This window comes from Serratia sp. PAMC26656, assembly GCF_016469055.2.
GTDB lineage: Bacteria > Pseudomonadota > Gammaproteobacteria > Enterobacterales > Enterobacteriaceae > Serratia > Serratia plymuthica.
Genome location: NZ_CP150486.1, coordinates 5,528,142 through 5,548,262 on the forward strand (window position 1 = coordinate 5,528,142; position 20,121 = coordinate 5,548,262).

Below are 20,121 nucleotides of genomic sequence, written 5' to 3' on the forward strand. Positions count from 1 at the left end.
CCATGAGGGAGAAGGCGTTTTTTGCACTATCAAGGGTAACCCGAAGCGCAAACGCAGGCAGCCAGCCGCTGCCTGAACGCACCGCGCCAAGGAAGTTGACCGCCATGTGCGCCAGCGTATTTTGCGCTGGCGTCTTGCTGTTGCCGTTAGCCGGACAGGCGGCGGAAGACAACAAATCCCAGCTCAAAGACATCCAGCAAAGCATCGCCGAAAAAGAGAAGGCGGTTAAACAGCAGCAGCAGCAACGCAGCTCATTGCAGGATCAGCTTAAACAGCAGGAAAAAACCATCGCGCAGGCCAGCCGCCTGCTGCGTGACACCCAGGGCACGCTAAGCCAACTGGGGAAAGACATTTCCAGCCTGAACGCCTCCATCGCCAAGCTGCAAAAGCAGCAGTCTACTCAGCAAGAGATCCTCGCCAAACAGCTCGACGCCGCTTTCCGGCAGGGGCAACACAGTGCCGTACAACTGATCCTCAGCGGTGAAGAGAGCCAACGCAGCGAGCGTATTCTGGCTTACTTCAGCTATCTGAACGAGGCGCGTCAGCAAACTATCGAAGAACTGAAGCAAACCCGTGCCGAGCTGGCAAAGCAAAAAACCACGCTGGTGGCCAAACAGGGCCAACAGAAATCGCTGCTGGGCGAACAGCAGACGCAACAGCAGAAGCTGGAGCAGGCGCGTGGCGCACGTAAGCAAACGTTGACCGCACTGGAAGCTTCGCTGGAAAAAGATCAGCAGCGGCTGGTGGAACTGCGTCAGAACGAAACCCGCATGCGCGATAAAATTGCACGTGCTGAACGTGAAGCCCGCGCCCGTGCCGAACGTGAAGCGCGTGAAGCCGCCAAGGTACGCGAGCAAATGCGCGCCAAAGAACAGCAGGCGAAGAAAACCGGCACCAGTTACAAACCTAGCGAAGCCGATCGCTCGCTGATTGCCCGTACCGGCGGCCTTGGCAGACCAGGCGGACAAGCGATGTGGCCGGTTCGTGGCCGCACCTTGCACAGCTTCGGTGAACAACTGCAAGGCGAGTTACGCTGGAAAGGCATGGTGATCTCGGCCGCCGAAGGCAGCGAAGTAAAAGCCATTGCCGACGGCCGCGTATTGCTGGCCGACTGGCTGCAAGGCTATGGCCTGGTCGTCGTAGTCGAGCACGGTAAAGGCGATATGAGCCTGTATGGCTACAACCAGAGCGCGCTGGTCAACGTCGGGGCTCAGGTCCGCGCCGGGCAGCCGATAGCCCTGGTCGGCACCAGCGGGGGCCAGGGAACGCCATCGCTTTATTTCGAAATCCGTCGTCAAGGTCAGGCGGTTAACCCACTACCGTGGTTGGGAAGATAGATTTGCGCTATATCAAAACCCGTACTGTCGTATTGATTGGCTGTCTGCTGCAGGTTTACGCCGCACAGGCAGGGAAGTTGTCCATCGTTATCGATGACGTGGGTTATCGGCCGCACGAGGAAGGCGCCGTGCTGCAAATGCCGACGGCGATCTCCGTTGCCGTGCTGCCCAACGCCCCCCACGCCCGTTTAATGGCCACCCGCGCCCACAGCCAGGGCCGCGAAGTATTGATTCACATGCCAATGGCGCCGCTCAGCAAACAGCCGTTGGAGCGCGATACGCTGCAGCCCTCCATGAGCAGCGAAGAGATCCAGCGCATCATCCGCAATGCGGTGAATAATGTGCCCTATGCGGTCGGGATGAACAACCACATGGGCAGCGCCATGACCTCCAGCCTGCCGGGCATGCAGAAAGTCATGCAGGCGCTCGAAAGTTACCGCCTGTATTTTCTCGATAGCATGACCATCGGCAATAGCCAGGCCACCCGTGCCGCTGCAGGCACTGGGGTGAAGGTCATCAAGCGTAAAGTGTTCCTGGACGATACCGCCAACGAGGCCGATATTCGCCGCCAGTTTAACCGTGCGGTCGAGCTGGCACGGCGCAACGGTTCTGCCATCGCGATAGGCCATCCACGCCCGGCGACGGTGAAAGTGCTGCAGCAAATGCTGCCGACGTTGCCGGCCGATATCGTGCTGGTGAAACCCAGTTCGCTGCTGAATGAACCGCAGAGTAACAGCGGTGGCGGCAGTTACGTTCCACCTCCGGTCAAGCCGCAGAAACCGCAGCCGAAGAACCCGTTCACCGGCGGTATCAAGCAGTGCAAGGTCAAGTTGCCGAAGGAAGAAGTCAACGCAGGCAAGGTGATAAGCGTGATCGGCGAAAGCGTGACACAATCGCCGGCGGCAGAGTTTATCAAGCGTCAGTGGCATCGCTGGGTCGGCTCAGCGCCAGACAAACCGAAAGCATAAAATCAGGGCCGGAATTTTCCGGCCCTTTTTACTGTCAATCCCAGCTCAAAACCACTTTCCCGGACTGCCCGGAGCGCATGGCGTCAAAGCCCTGCTGGAACTCATCGATCGAGAAACGGTGGGTGATGATAGGCGTCAGATCCAGACCAGACTGGATCAGCGCCGCCATCTTATACCAGGTCTCGAACATCTCACGGCCATAAATCCCTTTGATAAACAGCCCTTTGAAGATCACCTGATTCCAGTCGATCGACATATCCGACGGTGGAATACCCAGCATGGCAATGCGCCCGCCGTGGTTCATCGCGTTCAGCAGCGTACGGAACGCCGGTGGCGCGCCGGACATTTCCAGCCCCACGTCGAACCCTTCGGTCATGCCCAGCTCGGCCATCACGTCGTTCAGGTTTTCTTTGCTGACGTTCACCGCACGGGTCACGCCCATTTTACGCGCCAGTTCCAGCCGGTATTCGTTCACGTCGGTGATCACCACATGGCGGGCACCAACGTGCTTGCACACCGCAGCGGCCATAATGCCTATCGGGCCGGCGCCGGAAACCAGCACGTCTTCGCCAACCAGATCGAACGACAGCGCCGTATGAACCGCGTTGCCGAACGGGTCGAAGATTGACGCCAGCTCATCGGAAATATTGTCCGGGATCTTGAAAGCGTTAAACGCCGGGATCACCAGGTATTCAGCAAAGGAGCCCGGACGGTTCACGCCCACGCCAATGGTGTTGCGGCACAGATGGGTGCGGCCGCCACGGCAGTTACGGCAGTGGCCACAGGTGATATGGCCTTCGCCCGAAACGCGATCCCCGACGTTAAACCCTTTCACTTCCTGACCCATGGCAACCACTTCACCCACGTACTCGTGGCCGACCACCATAGGTACCGGGATGGTTTTCTGCGACCATTCATCCCAGTTATAAATATGAACATCGGTACCGCAGATCGCGGTTTTACGGATTTTAATCATGATGTCGTTATGGCCCAGCTCCGGCTGAGGCACATCGGTCATCCAAATCCCTTCTTCCGCTTTCAGTTTTGACAATGCTTTCATGGTTTTACCTTATGCAATAACGCCAAGATCCTTACCGATACGAATGAACGCCGCGACCGCACGTTCAATTTGCTCCGGGGTGTGGTCAGCAGACATCTGGGTACGGATGCGCGCCTGGCCTTTCGGCACCACCGGATAGAAGAAACCGGTCACATAAATGCCTTCCTTGAGCAGCGCGTTGGCGAACTCCTGCGCCAACTTTGCTTCACCCAACATCACCGGGATGATGGCGTGATCGGCCCCGGCCAGCTCAAAGCCCGCCGCGGTCATTTTTTCGCGGAACAGGCTCGCATTGGCCCACAGACGATCGCGCAGCGCATCGCCCTGCTCCAGCAGTTCCAGCACTTTGATCGAAGCGGCGACAATCGCCGGCGCCAGCGAGTTGGAGAACAGATAAGGCCGCGAACGCTGGCGCAACCACTCCACCACCTCTTTTTTCGCCGCGGTATAACCGCCGGAAGCGCCGCCCAGCGCTTTGCCCAGAGTGCCGGTAATGATGTCGACGCGGCCCATCACCTCACAATACTCGTGGGTGCCACGCCCGTTGGCGCCAACGAAGCCTACCGCATGGGAATCATCCACCATCACCAGCGCCTGATACTGGTCCGCCAGATCGCATACCCCTTTCAGGTTGGCGATCACGCCGTCCATGGAGAACACGCCGTCGGTAGCAATCATGATGTGGCGCGCACCATCGGCTTTGGCCTGTTTCAGCTGTGCGGCCAGCTCGTTCATGTCGTTATTGGCATAGCGGTAACGCTTCGCCTTGCACAGACGTACACCATCGATGATCGACGCGTGATTCAGCGCGTCGGAGATAATCGCATCTTCCGGTCCAAGCAGCGTTTCGAACAGCCCGCCATTGGCATCGAAGCAGGAGGAATACAAGATAGCGTCTTCCATACCGAGGAAGTCGGCCAATTTCTGTTCCAGCTGCTTATGGCTGTCCTGGGTGCCGCAAATAAAGCGCACCGACGCCATGCCGAAACCGTGGCTGTCCATACCGGCCTTGGCCGCCGCGATCATCGCCGGATGGTTGGCCAGGCCAAGGTAGTTGTTGGCGCAGAAGTTGATCACATGACGGCCGTCGGCAACGGCGATATCTGCCTGCTGAGCGGTGGTGATAATGCGCTCTTCCTTGAACAACCCTTCGCTACGGGCGGTTGCAAGCTGTTGTTCCAACTGCTGATAAAAAGACGCGGACATTCGGTTATCTCCAGGATGGGTCTGTTTCCCACATATTTTACTGATTTGTAACCAAACTGACGACAATACACAGGAGAGAATATGAAAATTGCAGCAGATATCACGGCAAAGTGCTTTGATGCTCGACATCGCGGGATATTCGGAGCCCGTCCGATGTTTGCGGCGGCATGAAATGCTATTATAAGCGGCATTGAGCGTGGGGCACCCTGTCCCACCGGGCAGAATAATAGGGGTAACCCAATGATTATCGTTACTGGTGGCGCCGGCATGATCGGCAGCAATATCATTAAGGCGCTGAATGACACAGGGTATCGCGATATCCTGGTGGTAGATAACCTGAAAGACGGCACCAAATTTGCCAACCTGGTCGATCTGGATATCGCCGACTATATCGATAAAGAAGATTTTATCGCCAACATCGTGGCCGGTGACGATCTGGGTGAAATCGACGCGATATTCCATGAAGGTGCCTGTTCATCCACCACCGAGTGGGATGGCAAGTACATGATGGACAACAACTATCAGTACTCCAAAGACCTGCTGCATTATTGCCTGGATCGCGAAATCCCGTTCCTGTACGCCTCATCGGCAGCCACCTACGGCGGCCGTGAAGAATTTATCGAAGAGCGCCAGTTTGAAGAGCCGCTGAATGTGTACGGTTACTCCAAATTCCTGTTCGATCAGTACGTACGTGAAATCCTGCCTGAAGCGGATTCACAAATCTGCGGCTTCCGTTACTTCAACGTTTATGGCCCGCGCGAAGGCCACAAAGGCAGCATGGCCAGCGTTGCATTCCACCTGAACAGCCAGATCAACCGCGGCGAGAACCCGAAACTGTTCGACGGCAGCCAGGACTTCAAGCGTGACTTTATCTACGTCGGCGACGTGGCTGCGGTAAACCTGTGGTTCTGGAAAAGCGGCGTGTCCGGCATCTTCAACTGCGGCACCGGCCGTGCAGAAACCTTCCAGGCGGTGGCCGACGCGGTAGTCGATTTCCACCAGAAAGGCGCGGTGGAAAACATCCCGTTCCCGGAAAAGCTGAAGGGCCGCTACCAGGCGTTTACCCAGGCCGACCTGACCAAGTTGCGCGCTGCCGGCTATGACGCGCCGTTCAAAACGGTCGCCGAAGGCGTGAAAGAGTACATGGCCTGGTTGAACCGCACCGCTTAAGCTGAAGGAAATCACTCAGGGTATGAAAATACTGGTTATCGGCCCTTCGTGGGTTGGCGATATGATGATGTCGCAAAGTCTCTACCGCACCCTGAAGGCCGAGCACCCGACAGCGGAAATTGACGTGATGGCACCCGCCTGGTGCCGTCCGTTGCTGGCGCGTATGCCGGAGGTCAATCAGGCCCTGCCGATGCCGTTAGGCCACGGCGCGCTGGCGCTCGGTGAACGCCGGCGCTTGGGGCGCGCCCTGCGCGCCAACGGCTATGATCGCGCTTACGTGCTGCCGAACTCGTTCAAATCCGCATTGGTGCCGTTCTTTGCTCAGGTGCCACAGCGTACCGGCTGGCGTGGCGAAATGCGCTACGGCCTGCTCAATGATCTCCGCGTCCTGGACAAAGCCGCCTTTCCATTGATGGTACAGCGCTATGTGGCGCTGGCTTACGACAAGCAACGCATCCATCGCGCCGAAGATCTGCCGCAGCCGCTGCTGTGGCCGCAGTTGCAGGTGAGTGACGAAGAAATTGCCGAAACCACCGCGGCCTTCAACCTGACCGATAATCGGCCGATTATCGGTTTCTGCCCGGGGGCCGAATTTGGCCCGGCCAAACGCTGGCCGCACTACCACTACGCCCGGCTGGCCCAGATGCTGATCGACCAGGGTTATCAAATCGCGCTGTTCGGATCAGCCAAGGATCACGAAGCGGGCGAACAAATTCGCGCGGCGCTGGATGACGGTGCCCGAGGATTTTGCATGAATCTGGCTGGGGAAACCCAGCTGGAGCAGGCCGTGATCCTGCTGGCGTCCTGCCAGGCCGTGGTCAGCAACGACTCAGGCCTGATGCACGTTGCAGCGGCATTGAACAAACCGCTGATAGCATTGTACGGCCCAAGCAGCCCGGATTTCACGCCGCCGCTGTCCGATAAAGCCAAAGTGATCCGCTTAATCAGTGGTTACCATAAGATACGCAAAGGCGATGCCGATCAGGGTTACCATCAGAGCCTGATCGATATTCAGCCACAGCAGGTGTTGGACGCGCTGACGCCGTTACTTGCCGCCAGCGAGGAATAAATAAGCATGCAGGTGTTGATTGTAAAAACCTCCTCGATGGGAGACGTGCTCCATACGCTACCGGCGTTGACCGACGCCATGCAGGCCATTCCCGGCATTCGCTTCGACTGGGTGGTGGAGGAAGGTTTCAGCCAGATCCCCACCTGGCATCCGGCGGTAGACCGCGTGATCCCGGTGGCGATCCGCCGCTGGCGCAAAAACTGGTTTGGCAGCGAGACGCGCCAGGAGCGCTGCGATTTTAAACGTCTGGTGCAGGAGCGCACCTACGACGTGGTGATCGACGCCCAGGGACTAATCAAAAGCGCCGCATTGATCACCCGCATCGCCAAAGGCAGCAAGCACGGCCAGGATGCCAAGAGCGCCCGCGAGCCGTTCGCCAGTTGGTTCTATAACCACCGTCATGACATCGACAAACAGCAGCACGCCGTGGAGCGCACCCGCGAGCTGTTCGCCAAAAGCCTGGGCTACGACAAGCCGGAGAGCTACGGCGATTACGCCATTGCGGCGCGCTTTCTCAGCCACCTGCCGGCCGATGCCGGGCAATACCTGGTGTTTTTGCACGCGACGACCCGCGATGAGAAACATTGGCCTGAGTCGCACTGGCGCGAATTGATTGAGCTGATGGCGCCAAGCGGGCTGAAGATCAAATTGCCATGGGGCGCGGAACACGAACGCCTGCGTGCGCTGCGTTTGGCAGAAGGCTTCCCGCACGTAGAGGTGCTGCCAAAACTCAGCCTGCAGCAGGTAGCCGAGGTGCTGGCAGGCGCGAAAGGCGTGGTCTCGGTCGATACCGGTCTCAGCCACCTGACCGCTGCGCTCGACAGGCCTAATATCACGCTGTTTGGCCCGACCGATCCGGGATTGATCGGCGGCTATGGGCAAAATCAGCATTCCCTGATTTCTCCAGAAAAAAGCATGGCGACCCTCACCGCTGACGCAGTCTGGGCAGAGTTGCAAAAGGTTATTTGATGAAAAAACTGCACATTATCAATTTAGGGAAAATGGGTGGTGTAGAACGTCTGTTCCTGCAGTATATCAATGACACTACCGATGGCAGCAACGAAGTCATTTGCATCAGCGGTGAGGTCGGTGAAGAAATCCGTCGGCAAATGCCTGACCAGAAGATCACCTTTGCCAACCGGTTGATTAACGCGTTCCCGCTGCGTTGCCCGCAATTCTTGCGCAAATACCTGCTGAACAGAAAAATCGAGAAAGCCAACGCCGACGTAGTGATTGTCTGGGATCTTGTACCCGGCCTGGCAGCGAAACCTAAACGCGGCAAACTGATTTATTACGATCATGGCTGCTCCTGGCGCTATCCGAAAAATCCAAAGACATTACGATTCCTTGCCATGCTGGATGGCTGCATCTCCGCGTCTTACGCCTCAAAGCGGGTGATGGCGCTGCGATTTAACCTGCCCTGCCCCAATCACGTGGTGATTAACCGGCTTAAAACCCCTATCGGTATCCATGATAGTTTGAAGCCACTGAGCCGGCCGGTGAGGATAGGTACGGCGTCTCGCCTAGTGAGCCTGAAAGGCATCAGCATTTCATTGCTGACGCTGCAGGAGTTGCTGCGCCGCGGGCATGATGTCACCCTGGAAATCGCCGGCAAGGGGCCGGATCGGGCGGCGTTTGAAACACTGGCAGAAAAACTCGAACTGGGCGACCGGGTCACCTTCAGCGGTTTTCAGGATAACGTGGCCGACTTTTTCAACCGTACCCATATCTATATGAGCACGCCGATTACCGAACCCTTCGGCTTATCCTGTATGGAAGCGTTGTATTTTGGCGTGCCGGTGATTTTCCCGCAGGTGGATGGCCAGCCTGAAGTGATCAAGGACGGGCAGTGCGGTATTGGGTTGACGCCTGCAGTGACAATCGAAGAACATCGCCGGCTGACCGGCATCAAGGTGGATTTCCCTCACGATGTTTACGATCCGGCAACCGATGCCCTGGTGGTGCCAAAACTGCTGTCGCACCTGGAGTGCGCCGATGCGATCGAAAAACTGATGGAGTCGGAAACCTACCAAACCATGAGCCGAAATGCGCAGCGTTACCCCGTCGAACATTTCAGCTACGCTATGTTCAAGACCGAGTTTGACGATGCGTTGAAATCATTTATTGCCCAAACGTAATATGAGCAGGAAACCCAGCCCCATGCTGCTAAAAGAAACAACTCCGCATCCCGCCTTCAGCTATCTTATTTATTTGGGATGCGCTATCGCTTTTTGCACTATCCCTTTTGGCTCCGCCACCGGACGAAATCTGTTTTATATTTCCAGCTATATCTCGTTCATCGCCGTTTGCCTGAACGTAAAATATTTTGTTAAAAACAAAAGAAACTTAATTCTGCCGGTCCTGTTTTTCTGTGTGGGCATGTCGACGATTTTCTGGATGAACCATTTCAAACAGCCCGGTGAATACATCAATATTTACCGTTCCTATATGTCGACCGGGAAATTGCTGATCGCCACCGCGTTTATCCTGTTGATTGCGTTAAATGAACGCCTTTGCATGCAGCGCGCGTTTGTTGTCGTCGCGCTGGCGACCGGTATCGCGGTCAACGGTTATTCGCTTTACCAAGGGCTGTGGCTGGATATTGCGCGTATAGAAATCAACTTCGATCGCGCCACCGTCGCCGCCTACCTGATTACCGCCATCAATCTGGTGATGCTGCAGGCGATACTGATGCTACGCAGTAAGTACCGTATTCCTTTGTATATCATTGGCTTCCTGGTTACGTTCTCCACGCTGGTGCTCACTGGAACGCGGGCGGCCATGTTGGTTTACCCAGTTGTTATCGCCCTGTCGATACTGGCAACGAAGAACCTGATATCCCATAAGCACAAGATCCTACTGACAGCTTCGGTACCTGTGCTGCTACTCGTCAGTGGTTTTGTCTTCAAATCACAGATAGAACAGCGCATTGATGATTTTAAAACCAACATGAAGCTGGTGGGTACGCCGGAAATCGACAATTCCATCATATCCCGTCTTACGATGCAAAGAATCGGCTTACGTACCGGTACGATGGCACCGTTGGGACAATCTGCGGAGCAGCGTGGCGAGGAAATCAAGGCCATTGTCGCCAAGCAACCCGAACTGTACGGCGTTATGCCTTATATCAATGTGCATCTGCATAACGAACTGCTGGAAACCTACTCGCTCAAAGGGGTTTGGGGTGTGCTGTTTTTACTCGCGCTCTACGTTGGCTTATTCGTCAGTTCTCTTAAGCCACATCGTAATGCGTTATTGTTAGGGGTGACATTCAGCCTGTTTGTTTACGGGCTCAGCGACGTTATCTTCTTCAGCACCGAAGGCACGGCAATATTCTGCCTGGCGATAATTGCCAGCGTGCTGTCAATGAAGAAAATGCCGGTTTCCCAGGATTGAACGATATGAACTCATCACCGCTGCTGCTCAGCTTTATTGTGCCTTTTTACAATAATGAGGATTTCGTTGTCGCCAGCCTGGGTTCACTGTTCGACCAAATCGGCGATGATATTGAAGTGGTCATCATTGACGACGGCTCAACCGATGCTTCCGCCGATCGGGTACGCCAGTTGTTGGCAGAAATCCCGCATCCGCATGTGACCTTTATCTCACAGAAAAATGGCGGCATCGCCTGTGCCCGGAACATCGGGCTGCAACACGCGCGTGGGCGCTATATTACCTTCCTTGACGGGGACGATTTGCTGAGCGGCGACTACCTGGCCATTCTGCGGCCGTTGTTACTGGCCGATGAAGATGACCTGATCGACTTTAATTATCAAAAGTTTATCGATGCCCCGCCAGTGCTGCCTCACCAGACAACCGTCCGCCGCAGCGTTTATGATTTTGACAACCAGGGCCTGTCCTGCCTCGCTCCGCTGTTTGCCCGCTCAATGTGGCATCTCTGGAGCCGGGTCTACCGACGTACGCTGTTGGAAGGGGAATCATTCGAGAACGGCCGGCGCTATGAAGACGTTATCTTCACGCCGTTCCAGTATTTCAAAACCCGGAAAATCGCCCATCTCGACCATGAGCTCTATTTCTATCGGGATAACAGCCAGGGCATCACCCGCAACGTCAAAGCCAAAGATATTGAAGATATGCTGTTTGCCATCGATAAAACGCTGCGTTTTATCGATCAGCACCCGCATGATGAGCCTTTGCGACAATTGGCGGCCTTAATGCTCGCCAACTGTTTCTCGGAAGTGAAAAGCATGTCGAAAGCGCTGTACGGCTACTACCATTATGAGCCGGAAACGCTGCGCACCTTCAACCGCGTGGCTGAGGTATGCCGCAACAGCGGCGTACCGCGAAAAAAAATCCGGCAAATGCGGTACGCCCAGGTCGATACCTGGCTGTCAAAAATCCGCTGGCGGCTGAAAACGCGCTAAAAACACGCTTAATTCAATGACAGATGCTCCACCACCTCAGCATAAATACGCTGCGGCTGGATCACGCCCATCGGGCTTTCAGCTTCCAGCGGCATAGTGTAACCGGTACGGGAAACCTGAATAATCCGATGAAGCTCCGGATCCTGAATGGGCCCGGTAGAACGTGAATCCGCCGTGACGAACAGGCTGATGGTTTTTACTTTCAGCGCGACCGCCAGATGCAGCGGCCCGGTATCGCCGGTGATCAGCACATGGAAGCTGTCGATCAGCGTCAGCAGCGCCTGCAATCCCGTTTTGCCGATCCGATTGTCCACGCAAGCCCGGGTTTCAGGGTTCACCTGGCTCAGGAACTGCTGCGCTTTCTCCTCATCAAAAGGGCCGCCAATCAGCACAATACGCACCTTGCCGTGTTTGGCCACCAGCTCGTCCGCCAGCCGGACGAAATGCGAGACCGGCCAGCAGCGTGATTCGGTAGAAGCGCCCAGCTGAAAGCCAACAGTACAGTGCTCGTTACTTTTGATACCCGGCTGATAAGGCGCAGGGATTTCCATGGTGGGATCGTCACTGCGACAGCCCAAAATTGAAATCAGCTCCAGCTTGCGGCGAATAAAATGACCGTAATAATGGAAAATATAATTGGTCAGCCAGGGTTCAAGCCCGCAAATCCCGGAGCTGTAGTTATCGCGGATAATATATTTCGCCCCGGATAATACCGCGCTGATGATGTCGTACGGCAGATGCGAATGCAGGATCAGCGCCAAATCCGGCTGATGCTCGCGCAGTGACTTCAACAGCGGTCGCATACTCTTGATTTTACTGTCCCAATACACCACGCGATCGTAGTAACGGCCGTTCTCCACCAGTTCCTGATTCTTCTTGTGCACCACCAGCGTAATGTGCGCATCGGGATAGCGTTCCCGCATCGCCCGCAACGCGGGGGTGTTGAACATAAAATCACCCAACGCCGTGGTCGAATAGATAACGATATTGTCAAACTGAAGCCGACTGTCGAAAGTCGCCTTATCCTGGAAACGGCCGGACTTTGCGGTATAACGTCGCAAAAACCAATCCGCGACCTTAATTTTCCATTTTTTCGACATGTCAGTTCACTTTAAGTTGATAATATTCGGCCAGCGTCATGCCCACCGTACGCTGCTGTAGCCAGGCGAACAGCTGCTCTAAATCGCGATACAGCACTTCAATATCCTGCTCGGTTTTAAACGTCGGGCTGCCGCCGGGCATAAACTCGGAAGAGTGCAGCATAAATTCAACGTAGTCATGTCCCTGCATCAGGCAACGTTCAACCACCTGCTGCATTTTTTCCAGATTGCCGCCGCTGGGCCGCAACCAGTTTACCGACGGCGAACGCTGCTTGCCACGCAACCGATCATAACCCTGCTTGAGCGTATTCATTAGCGCAGAATGCTTATACTGGATGCTCATCGGCACTTCCAACAGCGTTGAGGCTCCCGCTGCGGCGATATTTTCCGGATCGATAAAATAGGCCTGCGACGGGAAGTGCCGGTAGTCGGTACCGCCGTTCCCTTGCGGGTTGCCCGGCGAATATTGCCAGTTGACGCGTGGCGTGACCGAGCAATCTACCTGATAGCCGTATTCCAGCAACAACGCCGCATAGTACTCGTTAAACGCCCAGCGCCCGGCGCGGTGGCTGAGCATTTTGGTCTGGAAGGCATCTTCCAGCAACTTGGTCATATGATCGACCTTGGCGCGAATTTGATCGGCCGGGTATTCAATCAGATAAGGTTTGTGCCGCCAGTCATCGTCGGTCAACGGCGTCAGAGGCGGGCTGTTCCAGGCGTGCAGGTGCATTCCTACTTCCCCGGTACCGCGCGCAATCACATCGCGGGCAAACTCGACGTATTCGGCATCTACCGCCATTTCATAGTTGGTGAGATACACCGGCTTGAAGCCATATTTCTCACACAACGCCTGAAAGCGCGGCAAAAAGCGCGTGTTTTCGGTCGAAATACGATCGTGGTTTTGCCACAGATTGTCGCCTTCGGTATCAATGGTGATCAGAAACGCCGGTTTAGTCATGAATATAGAGCCTGATATCAACAAAATGCATTATACCCGTCGCCTTTCAAGCCGCAGGGTTGTTAACTGCACTAACGCACCCCACTCACTTACCACAGCAAACTCCAGGAGTGAGTAAGCTGCTCGCCTGGCTGCAACTTGAAATTCATAGGGTATGCATGTTACGCAGGGCGTTTCGCCAGGGCAAACGACTTTACTGCCTGGTTTGGACAACGTTGAAGGCCTTTTGTCTCTCCTTCGCGCTATTTTTTCACTTCGCGGCAAGAAAACCGTGCAACAGTAGCCACATGCGATCGGGTCATTTAGAATCAAAGATTGGTTTCCCTGAAAGCGACTCATGATGAACGACGCGCCAGCCCTAGCTCCTGATACTTCGATACAGCGTATTCTGATCGTTAAACTTCGCCATCATGGCGACATGTTGCTGATCACACCGGTCATCAATAGCCTGCAGCAAAACTACCCGCAGGCGCAGATCGACGTGCTGCTGTATAAAGAAACCCAGGATATGCTGGCCAGCCACCCGGCGCTGTCGAATGTCTTCGTTATCGATCGCCAGTGGAAAAAAAAGGGTACGAAAGCTCATCTGCGCCACGAACTTAACCTGATCCGGCAGCTCAAAGGCCAACGTTACGATCTGGTGGTCAATCTGGCCGATCAGTGGCGCAGCGCCATTATCGCCCGCCTGACCGGCGCGCGCATTCGGCTGGGTTTCGATTTGCCCAAACGGCGAGGCTTCTTATGGCGCCATTGCCACACGCATTTGGTGCCGGTAAGCGATCACGCACGGTTGCATACCGTTGAACAGAACCTGTCTCTGTTGCAACCGCTCGGTCTGCCGGCCCTCAGCCAGCAGGTAACCATGAGCTATCCGCCGCAGGACTGGCAGACCTGCGAGCAGTTGTTACGGCAACAGGGCATTACCGGCGATTATATCGTGGTACAACCTACGTCCCGCTGGTTCTTCAAATGCTGGAGCGAAGAAAAAATGGCCGCCACTGTCAGCGCGTTGCAGGCCGACGGCCACCGGTTGGTGATCACCTCTGGGCCGGACACAAAAGAACGGGAAATGGTAGAGCGCATTCTGGCGCTCTGTCCGCCGCAGGGAGTCGTTTCGCTGGCCGGCCAGTTAACGCTGCGTCAGCTTGCCGCCCTGATCGACCACGCTAAACTGTTTATCGGTGTAGACTCGGTGCCCATGCACATGGCCGCTGCGCTGCAGACACCCTGCATTGCGCTGTTTGGTCCTTCCAAGCTAGTGTTTTGGCGCCCATGGCAGGTTAACGGCTGCGTGATATGGGCCGGCGACTTCGGCACCTTACCCGATCCGGACGCCATCAACACCGGCACTGATGAACGTTACCTGGACCTTATCCCTACAGACGCGGTGATTGCAGCCGCGCGGAGCCGGCTAGCATGAAAGCATTTCGTTTGGCGATCGTTCGTCAAAAGTACCGCCCGGACGGTGGCGCTGAGCGTTTCGTCTCACGCGCTCTGGAAGCACTGGAGCAACAGAACCTCGATCTGAACGTTATCACCCGCGAATGGCAGGGTGACACCCATCCGAACTGGCATATTCATTTGTGCAATCCGATAAAGCTTGGGCGCATCAGCCGTGAGCGCGGCTTTGCCGAGGCCGCCAGAGCGTTGTGGCAGAAAGAGAAATTTGATCTGGTGCAGAGCCACGAACGCATCCCCGGCTGCGATATTTACCGCGCCGGCGATGGCGTTCACCGCCGCTGGTTGCTGCAAAGAGCGCGTTTGCTGCCCGAATGGCGCCGCAAATGGCTGTTCTCCAACCGCTATCACCGTTACGTAATGTGTGCGGAACGTGCGATGTATGCCGCGCCGGAACTGAAAGCGGTCATCTGCAATGCGGAAATGATTAAACAGGAAATCATCGACGACTTTGGGGTCCCGCCCGATAAAATCACGGTGATCTACAACGCCATTGATAATCAAAAATTTCCGCCCGCCACGGCCGAGCAGCGGCAGCAATTGCGCCGGCAACACCAGATCCCTCAGCAGGCGCACTGCCTGATTTTTGTCGGTTCCGGCTTTGAGCGCAAAGGGCTGGCCGCCGCTATCCGCGCCGTCGCGGCCACGGACAGTTATCTGCTGGTCGTCGGTAAAGATAAGGCTGAAAAGCGCTATCAGGCACTGGCACAGTCACTAGGGTGCGGCGATCGGGTGCGGTTCATGGGCGTGCAAAAACAGACGCTGCCGTTCTATCAGGCAGCCGATGCACTGCTGTTGCCAACGCTGTACGACCCGTTCCCCAACGTGATTCTGGAGGCAATGTCCTGCGGTCTGCCGGTCATCACCAGCACCACCTGCGGCGGCGCGGAATTTATCGCTCAAGGGCAAAACGGCTTCGTTACCGATGCTCTGGATGTTCACGCCCTCGTCACGGCAATCAAGGCATTGCCACGCCAGGCGCTGGGCTCCGCCATGGGTGAAGCCGCGAGAGCACGTATCATGTCTGCCACCCCGGCGCACCTGTCGGAACAGTTGATCTCCCTTTATAACCGGCTGCTGGATTAACTATGCGTATTTTGATGATTATCGATGGCCTGCCCGGCGGCGGCGCAGAAAAAGTGGTGCTGACGCTGTGTCAGGGCATGCAGGAAATGGGCAATGACGTCAGCCTGATTTCACTTCGCGACGTCTGTAACTACCCTATCCCGGCCGGCGTTCATTATCAGGTGGTTGCGGATCACAGCCGCACCCCCTGGCGCAAACTGACCGAACTGTCACGTCGCGCCGCCGCACTGGATCGGGTGATTGCCGACAACGAACGCCAGCAGGGTGCCTATGATTTGGTATTCTCGAACCTGCATAAAACCGATCGCATCGTCAGCCGCAGCAAGCGGCTCTCCTCGGATCGCCTGTGGTTTTGCATCCACGGCATGCTATCGACCTCTTATCTCGGTCATCGCAAGGGCCTGGATCGCTGGCTGAAACAGCGGAAAATCGCCGGCGTTTATCAGGGTCAAAATATCGTTGCCGTCTCACAGGCCGTCGGTGACGATCTGCAACAAAACCTGCCTATCCGTCCGAACCGGTTGGCAATCATCAACAATCCGTTTGATATTGCCGCCATCGAACAACAGGCGGCGGAACCCTGTGAACTGGCAGGCCAGGAATATCTGGTGCACGTCGGGCGCTTTCATCCGCACAAACGGCACGATCGCCTGTTGAAAGCCTATGCGCAATCGGGTATACAGGCGCCGCTGGCACTGATTGGCGCCGGCAGCGAAGCTAACGTAGGGGAAGTGAAACAGCTGGCCAACCAGTTGGGTATCGCCGACCGCGTACTGTTCCTCGGCTTCCAGGCCAACCCTTATCCCTTTATCCGGCACGCATCGCTGCTGGTGCTCAGCTCCGACAGCGAAGGCTTTGGCAATGTGCTGGTGGAAGCATTGTTATGCGGTACGCCGGTGGTCAGTACCCGTTGCCCAGGGGGGCCTGCGGAAATTCTGGAAAAAGCCGGGATGGGTAACGCACTGGCAGAACTCAATGAAAAATCGCTGGCGGAAAAAATGGCGAGAATTTATGCCCAACCTCCTGAGATTAATCACCAGCAGTTGCTTAGCTATGGGCTGAAATCTATTTGTCAGCGTTATTTGTCACTCAAGAAATAAATAAGGGCAGGGAACTCCCTGCCCTTATTTTAATTAATCGAACGTTTGTATTTTTTGCCAGACATCGTCAACGGACACATCAATACAATCACCCGACTCGGTTTGCAGAATGTGATAACGCCCCGTCCAGGGATGCCAGGATTCTTTATCCGTGTCGCCAAAAAAGACCACCATATCTTTATTCAACGCCGCAGCCAGATGCATCTGCCCGCCATCGCTGCACAACACCCTGTCGCATAAATCAAAACCGGCCAGTAATTCCCGCACCGAGGCCGTCGGGTAAAGCGCCACGCGTTCATTCTGACACAGCGCCAACAACTGCTCTGCACGTTTTTGGTCACCGATATCATCAGGCGTCAGCGTGCCTTGCGGGGACCAGAAAATCAGCACTCCGGTGTTCTGATCGGCGACTAAGCGATTGATAATTTCGGCATAGCGTTCTATCGGCCAGCGACGTTTAGGGCTGCGACTGCTGATATGGACCGCGCAAACTCGCCCGACCGGCGGCAAGAGTTTCTGCAAACGTTGCGCCGCCTGCTGGCGCTCTTCCGGGGTCAGAAAAACGCGGACCGGCGGGATCGGGATGCGCTGTTCGGTAATCGCCGATAGGTAGCTGTAGGTATGCTCTACCTGATGCTTGCCGCTGAAATTTTCCTTACGGAAAGGATGATGAATATCATGCGTACCTAAATCTGCGCCGATAATATTGCTGACCCCCGCCATTTTCGCCAACCGCAGGCTGTACTTGCAAGGAACCGGGTTGGCCAGGATCGCCGCGTCGAATTTTATTTTACGCAGCTTAAGAAAAATCATCAGCCGTTCAAAATAAACGCCTAATGTCGTTTCATTTTTCGCCTTGTGCTTTGCCTTTTTATAGACGAAAACCTTTTCAAGGTGCGGGTTGTTTTTAACGACATCCTGGCTGACTTTATTGATTAACAGATAAAGTTTGGCATCCGGATAGGCAATTTTCACCCCTTCAATCAAAGGAGTCGTACAAACAAGATCGCCAATATTGTCACGGCGAATAATTAAAATATTCTTCATTCCAAGCCTATCAGCGAAATCTCTCGCCTGTTGTCTAAAACTGACACCAAAGGTTACCAAATTAGCGCCTTTCCCTTCCAGTTATGGTACTATTCTGACTAACCCATATAAATGAAATTGATAGAATGTTGCTGCGTTTATATCAGGTACTACTCTACCTCATCCAACCCCTGATCTGGCTCCGCTTACTGCTGCGCAGCCGCAAAGCTCCAGCCTACCGTAAACGCTGGGCAGAACGCTATGGCTTCTGCGCCGGAAAAGTGGTGCCGGGCGGCATCATGCTGCACTCCGTCTCCGTGGGGGAAACGTTGGCAGCCATCCCGTTGGTCCGCGCACTGCGCCACCGCTATCCTTATTTACCGATTACTGTGACCACGATGACGCCAACTGGTTCAGAGCGCGTTCAGTCCGCTTTCGGTAAAGACGTTCATCATGTTTATCTGCCTTACGACCTGCCCGGCTCCATGCGCCGTTTCCTCGATCAGGTGAACCCCAAGCTGGTTATCATCATGGAGACCGAGCTATGGCCAAATCTGATTAACGCGCTGCATCAGCGTCAGATCCCGCTGGTGATCGCCAACGCGCGCCTTTCCGCTCGCTCTGCCGCCGGTTATAAAAAAATCGGCGGTTTTGTCCGCGACATGCTGCGCCGCATTACGCTAATCGCCGCGCAAAATCAGGAAGATGGCGAACGTTTTATCGAACTTGGCCTGAAGCGTTCACAGCTGACCGTGACCGGCAGCCTGAAATTCGACATTTCCGTCACTCCCGAGCTGGCTGCACGCGCGATCACGTTACGCCGCCAATGGGCACCGCGTCGCCCGGTGTGGATCGCGACCAGCACTCATGAAGGTGAAGAAACCATTCTGCTGGCGGCACACCGCAAGCTGCTGGAAAAACATCCCGACCTGCTGCTGATCCTGGTGCCGCGTCACCCTGAACGTTTCTCTACCGCCAAAGAACTGGTGCAGAAAGCCGGTTTCAGCTACACCCTGCGCAGCAGCGGTGAAATCCCCTCCGGCAGTACCCAGGTAGTGATTGGCGATACCATGGGCGAACTGATGCTGCTGTACGGCATTGCCGACCTGGCCTTTGTCGGCGGCAGCCTGGTGGAACGCGGCGGGCATAACCCGCTGGAAGCCGCCGCACACGCCATTCCGGTGCTGATGGGGCCGCATATCTTCAACTTTAAAGATATCTGCGCCAAGTTATCGCAGGCCGAAGGGCTGATCACCGTGGCCGACGAGGACTCGCTGGTCAAGGAAGTCGCCACTCTGCTCACCGACGAAGACTATCGCCGCTATTACGGCCGCCACGCCGTGGAAGTGCTGTATCAGAATCAGGGAGCGCTGCAGCGCCTGCTGCAACTGTTGGAACCGCACCTGCCGCCACGGAGCCATTAAATGAACGCCCGCAAAAGCCTGTCGGTGGTGATCATCGCCAAGAACGAAGCCGGGCTGCTGCCGGATTGCCTGAACTCTGTAGCCTGGGCGGACGAAGTGGTCATTCTCGATTCAGGCAGCCAGGATGACAGCATCGCCATTGCCGAAAGCCTCGGCGCCAAAGTGTTCGTCCATACCGACTGGCAGGGCTTCGGCAAACAGCGCCAACGGGCCCAAAGCTACGCCAGCCACGACTATGTTCTGATGATCGACGCTGACGAGCGCGTCACCCCCGAACTGCGCCAATCGATTGAACAGACCTTGGCCGCACCTGACGACAATCAGGTCTACAGCTGTGCACGCCGCAACCTGTTCCTTGGACGTTTTATGCGTCACAGCGGCTGGTATCCGGATCGCGTCAACCGGCTGTACGCCAACCGACGCTATCGCTATAACGACGATCTGGTGCATGAATCGCTCAATATCGGCGCCGCGAAAGTGGTGCCCCTCAGCGGCGATCTGCTACATCTGACCTGTCGTGACTTTTTCGCCTTCCAGCGCAAGCAGCTGCGTTATGCCGAAGAATGGGCCAATCAGCGTCATCAGGCCGGCAAGCGCTGCGGTTACTCCTCCATACTGACTCATACTCTCGGTGCCTTCTGCAAAACCTGGCTGCTGCGCGCCGGCTTCCTCGACGGTAAACAGGGGTTGCTGTTAGCCGTGGTCAACGCGCAATATACTTTCAATAAATATGCCGCATTATGGGCATTGGGCCGCAACTCTTCAGAGAAGTGA

General features: G+C 55.6%; 18 protein-coding genes. 13 read left to right on the top strand and 5 right to left on the bottom strand.

Annotation, left to right across the window (positions count from 1 at the left end; translation table 11 throughout):
• Nucleotides 1-2: 2 nt before the first annotated feature.
• Nucleotides 3-1,337, top strand: coding sequence for a murein hydrolase activator EnvC (envC, locus tag JEM67_RS26865; protein ID WP_199637590.1), 1,335 nt, complete (start codon nt 3-5; stop codon nt 1,335-1,337).
• A 2-nt stretch (nt 1,338-1,339) separates the two neighbouring features.
• Nucleotides 1,340-2,305, top strand: a complete 966-nt coding sequence (locus JEM67_RS26870) for a divergent polysaccharide deacetylase family protein (RefSeq protein WP_199637588.1) — start codon at nt 1,340-1,342, stop codon at nt 2,303-2,305.
• A gap of 34 nt (nt 2,306-2,339) precedes the next feature.
• On the opposite strand, the gene tdh is transcribed toward JEM67_RS26870, so the two are convergent.
• Together tdh and kbl are read right to left on the bottom strand one after the other, a co-directional pair.
• The gene (gene tdh, locus JEM67_RS26875) at nt 2,340-3,365 is read right to left on the bottom strand and encodes an L-threonine 3-dehydrogenase (protein WP_004953275.1); all 1,026 of its coding nucleotides are present in this window, start codon (nt 3,363-3,365) and stop codon (nt 2,340-2,342) included.
• 9 nt (nt 3,366-3,374) lie between these two features.
• Nucleotides 3,375-4,571: a glycine C-acetyltransferase gene (gene kbl, locus JEM67_RS26880; protein WP_013815013.1), complete on the bottom strand. Its 1,197-nt coding sequence runs from the start codon at nt 4,569-4,571 to the stop codon at nt 3,375-3,377.
• 240 nt (nt 4,572-4,811) lie between these two features.
• Between kbl and rfaD the strand changes: the two genes are divergently transcribed.
• The 6 genes from rfaD to JEM67_RS26910 are packed head-to-tail and all read left to right on the top strand — an operon-like array spanning nt 4,812 to nt 11,195.
• A complete protein-coding gene (gene rfaD, locus JEM67_RS26885; protein WP_013815014.1) occupies nt 4,812-5,741 on the top strand; it encodes an ADP-glyceromanno-heptose 6-epimerase in 930 nt (309 codons plus the stop codon).
• A gap of 22 nt (nt 5,742-5,763) precedes the next feature.
• Nucleotides 5,764-6,810: an ADP-heptose--LPS heptosyltransferase RfaF gene (rfaF, locus tag JEM67_RS26890; protein ID WP_013815015.1), complete on the top strand. Its 1,047-nt coding sequence runs from the start codon at nt 5,764-5,766 to the stop codon at nt 6,808-6,810.
• Between the two features lie 6 nt (nt 6,811-6,816).
• Nucleotides 6,817-7,779, top strand: a complete 963-nt coding sequence (gene rfaC, locus JEM67_RS26895) for a lipopolysaccharide heptosyltransferase RfaC (protein WP_199637586.1) — start codon at nt 6,817-6,819, stop codon at nt 7,777-7,779.
• Nucleotides 7,779-8,948: a glycosyltransferase family 4 protein gene (locus JEM67_RS26900; protein WP_199637584.1), complete on the top strand. Its 1,170-nt coding sequence runs from the start codon at nt 7,779-7,781 to the stop codon at nt 8,946-8,948. Before rfaC ends, JEM67_RS26900 begins: the two co-directional genes overlap by 1 nt.
• Nucleotides 8,949-8,970: 22 nt before the next feature.
• Nucleotides 8,971-10,206, top strand: a complete 1,236-nt coding sequence (locus JEM67_RS26905; RefSeq protein ID WP_199637582.1) for an O-antigen ligase family protein — start codon at nt 8,971-8,973, stop codon at nt 10,204-10,206.
• 5 nt (nt 10,207-10,211) lie between these two features.
• Nucleotides 10,212-11,195: a glycosyltransferase family 2 protein gene (locus JEM67_RS26910; RefSeq protein ID WP_199637580.1), complete on the top strand. Its 984-nt coding sequence runs from the start codon at nt 10,212-10,214 to the stop codon at nt 11,193-11,195.
• Between the two features lie 8 nt (nt 11,196-11,203).
• On the opposite strand, the gene JEM67_RS26915 is transcribed toward JEM67_RS26910, so the two are convergent.
• The gene (locus JEM67_RS26915) at nt 11,204-12,295 is read right to left on the bottom strand and encodes a glycosyltransferase family 9 protein (RefSeq protein WP_199637578.1); all 1,092 of its coding nucleotides are present in this window, start codon (nt 12,293-12,295) and stop codon (nt 11,204-11,206) included.
• Nucleotide 12,296: 1 nt separating this feature from the next.
• Nucleotides 12,297-13,253: a polysaccharide deacetylase family protein gene (locus JEM67_RS26920; protein WP_199637576.1), complete on the bottom strand. Its 957-nt coding sequence runs from the start codon at nt 13,251-13,253 to the stop codon at nt 12,297-12,299.
• Between the two features lie 337 nt (nt 13,254-13,590).
• Here JEM67_RS26920 and rfaQ point away from each other — a divergent pair, with 337 nt between their 5' ends.
• From rfaQ to JEM67_RS26935, 3 genes are read left to right on the top strand one after another with little or no spacing between them, the layout of a single operon-like run.
• Nucleotides 13,591-14,673 (top strand): putative lipopolysaccharide heptosyltransferase III, encoded by a 1,083-nt coding sequence (gene rfaQ / locus JEM67_RS26925; RefSeq protein WP_199637574.1) that lies wholly within the window; start codon nt 13,591-13,593, stop codon nt 14,671-14,673.
• Nucleotides 14,670-15,797 (top strand): glycosyltransferase family 4 protein, encoded by a 1,128-nt coding sequence (locus JEM67_RS26930; protein ID WP_199637572.1) that lies wholly within the window; start codon nt 14,670-14,672, stop codon nt 15,795-15,797. The genes rfaQ and JEM67_RS26930 overlap by 4 nt, the downstream gene beginning before the upstream one ends.
• A 2-nt stretch (nt 15,798-15,799) precedes the next feature.
• Nucleotides 15,800-16,897 (top strand): glycosyltransferase, encoded by a 1,098-nt coding sequence (locus JEM67_RS26935; RefSeq protein ID WP_199637570.1) that lies wholly within the window; start codon nt 15,800-15,802, stop codon nt 16,895-16,897.
• Nucleotides 16,898-16,930: 33 nt separating this feature from the next.
• Here JEM67_RS26935 and JEM67_RS26940 read toward each other — a convergent pair whose 3' ends face one another.
• Entirely contained in the window at nt 16,931-17,944 is a 1,014-nt protein-coding gene (locus JEM67_RS26940; protein WP_199637568.1) for a glycosyltransferase family 9 protein, read from the bottom strand.
• A 125-nt stretch (nt 17,945-18,069) separates the two neighbouring features.
• Between JEM67_RS26940 and waaA the strand changes: the two genes are divergently transcribed.
• On the top strand, nt 18,070-19,347 hold the full coding sequence (gene waaA, locus JEM67_RS26945) for a lipid IV(A) 3-deoxy-D-manno-octulosonic acid transferase (protein ID WP_006328922.1): 1,278 nt from the start codon (nt 18,070-18,072) through the stop codon (nt 19,345-19,347).
• Entirely contained in the window at nt 19,348-20,121 is a 774-nt protein-coding gene (locus tag JEM67_RS26950; protein WP_199637566.1) for a glycosyltransferase family 2 protein, read from the top strand.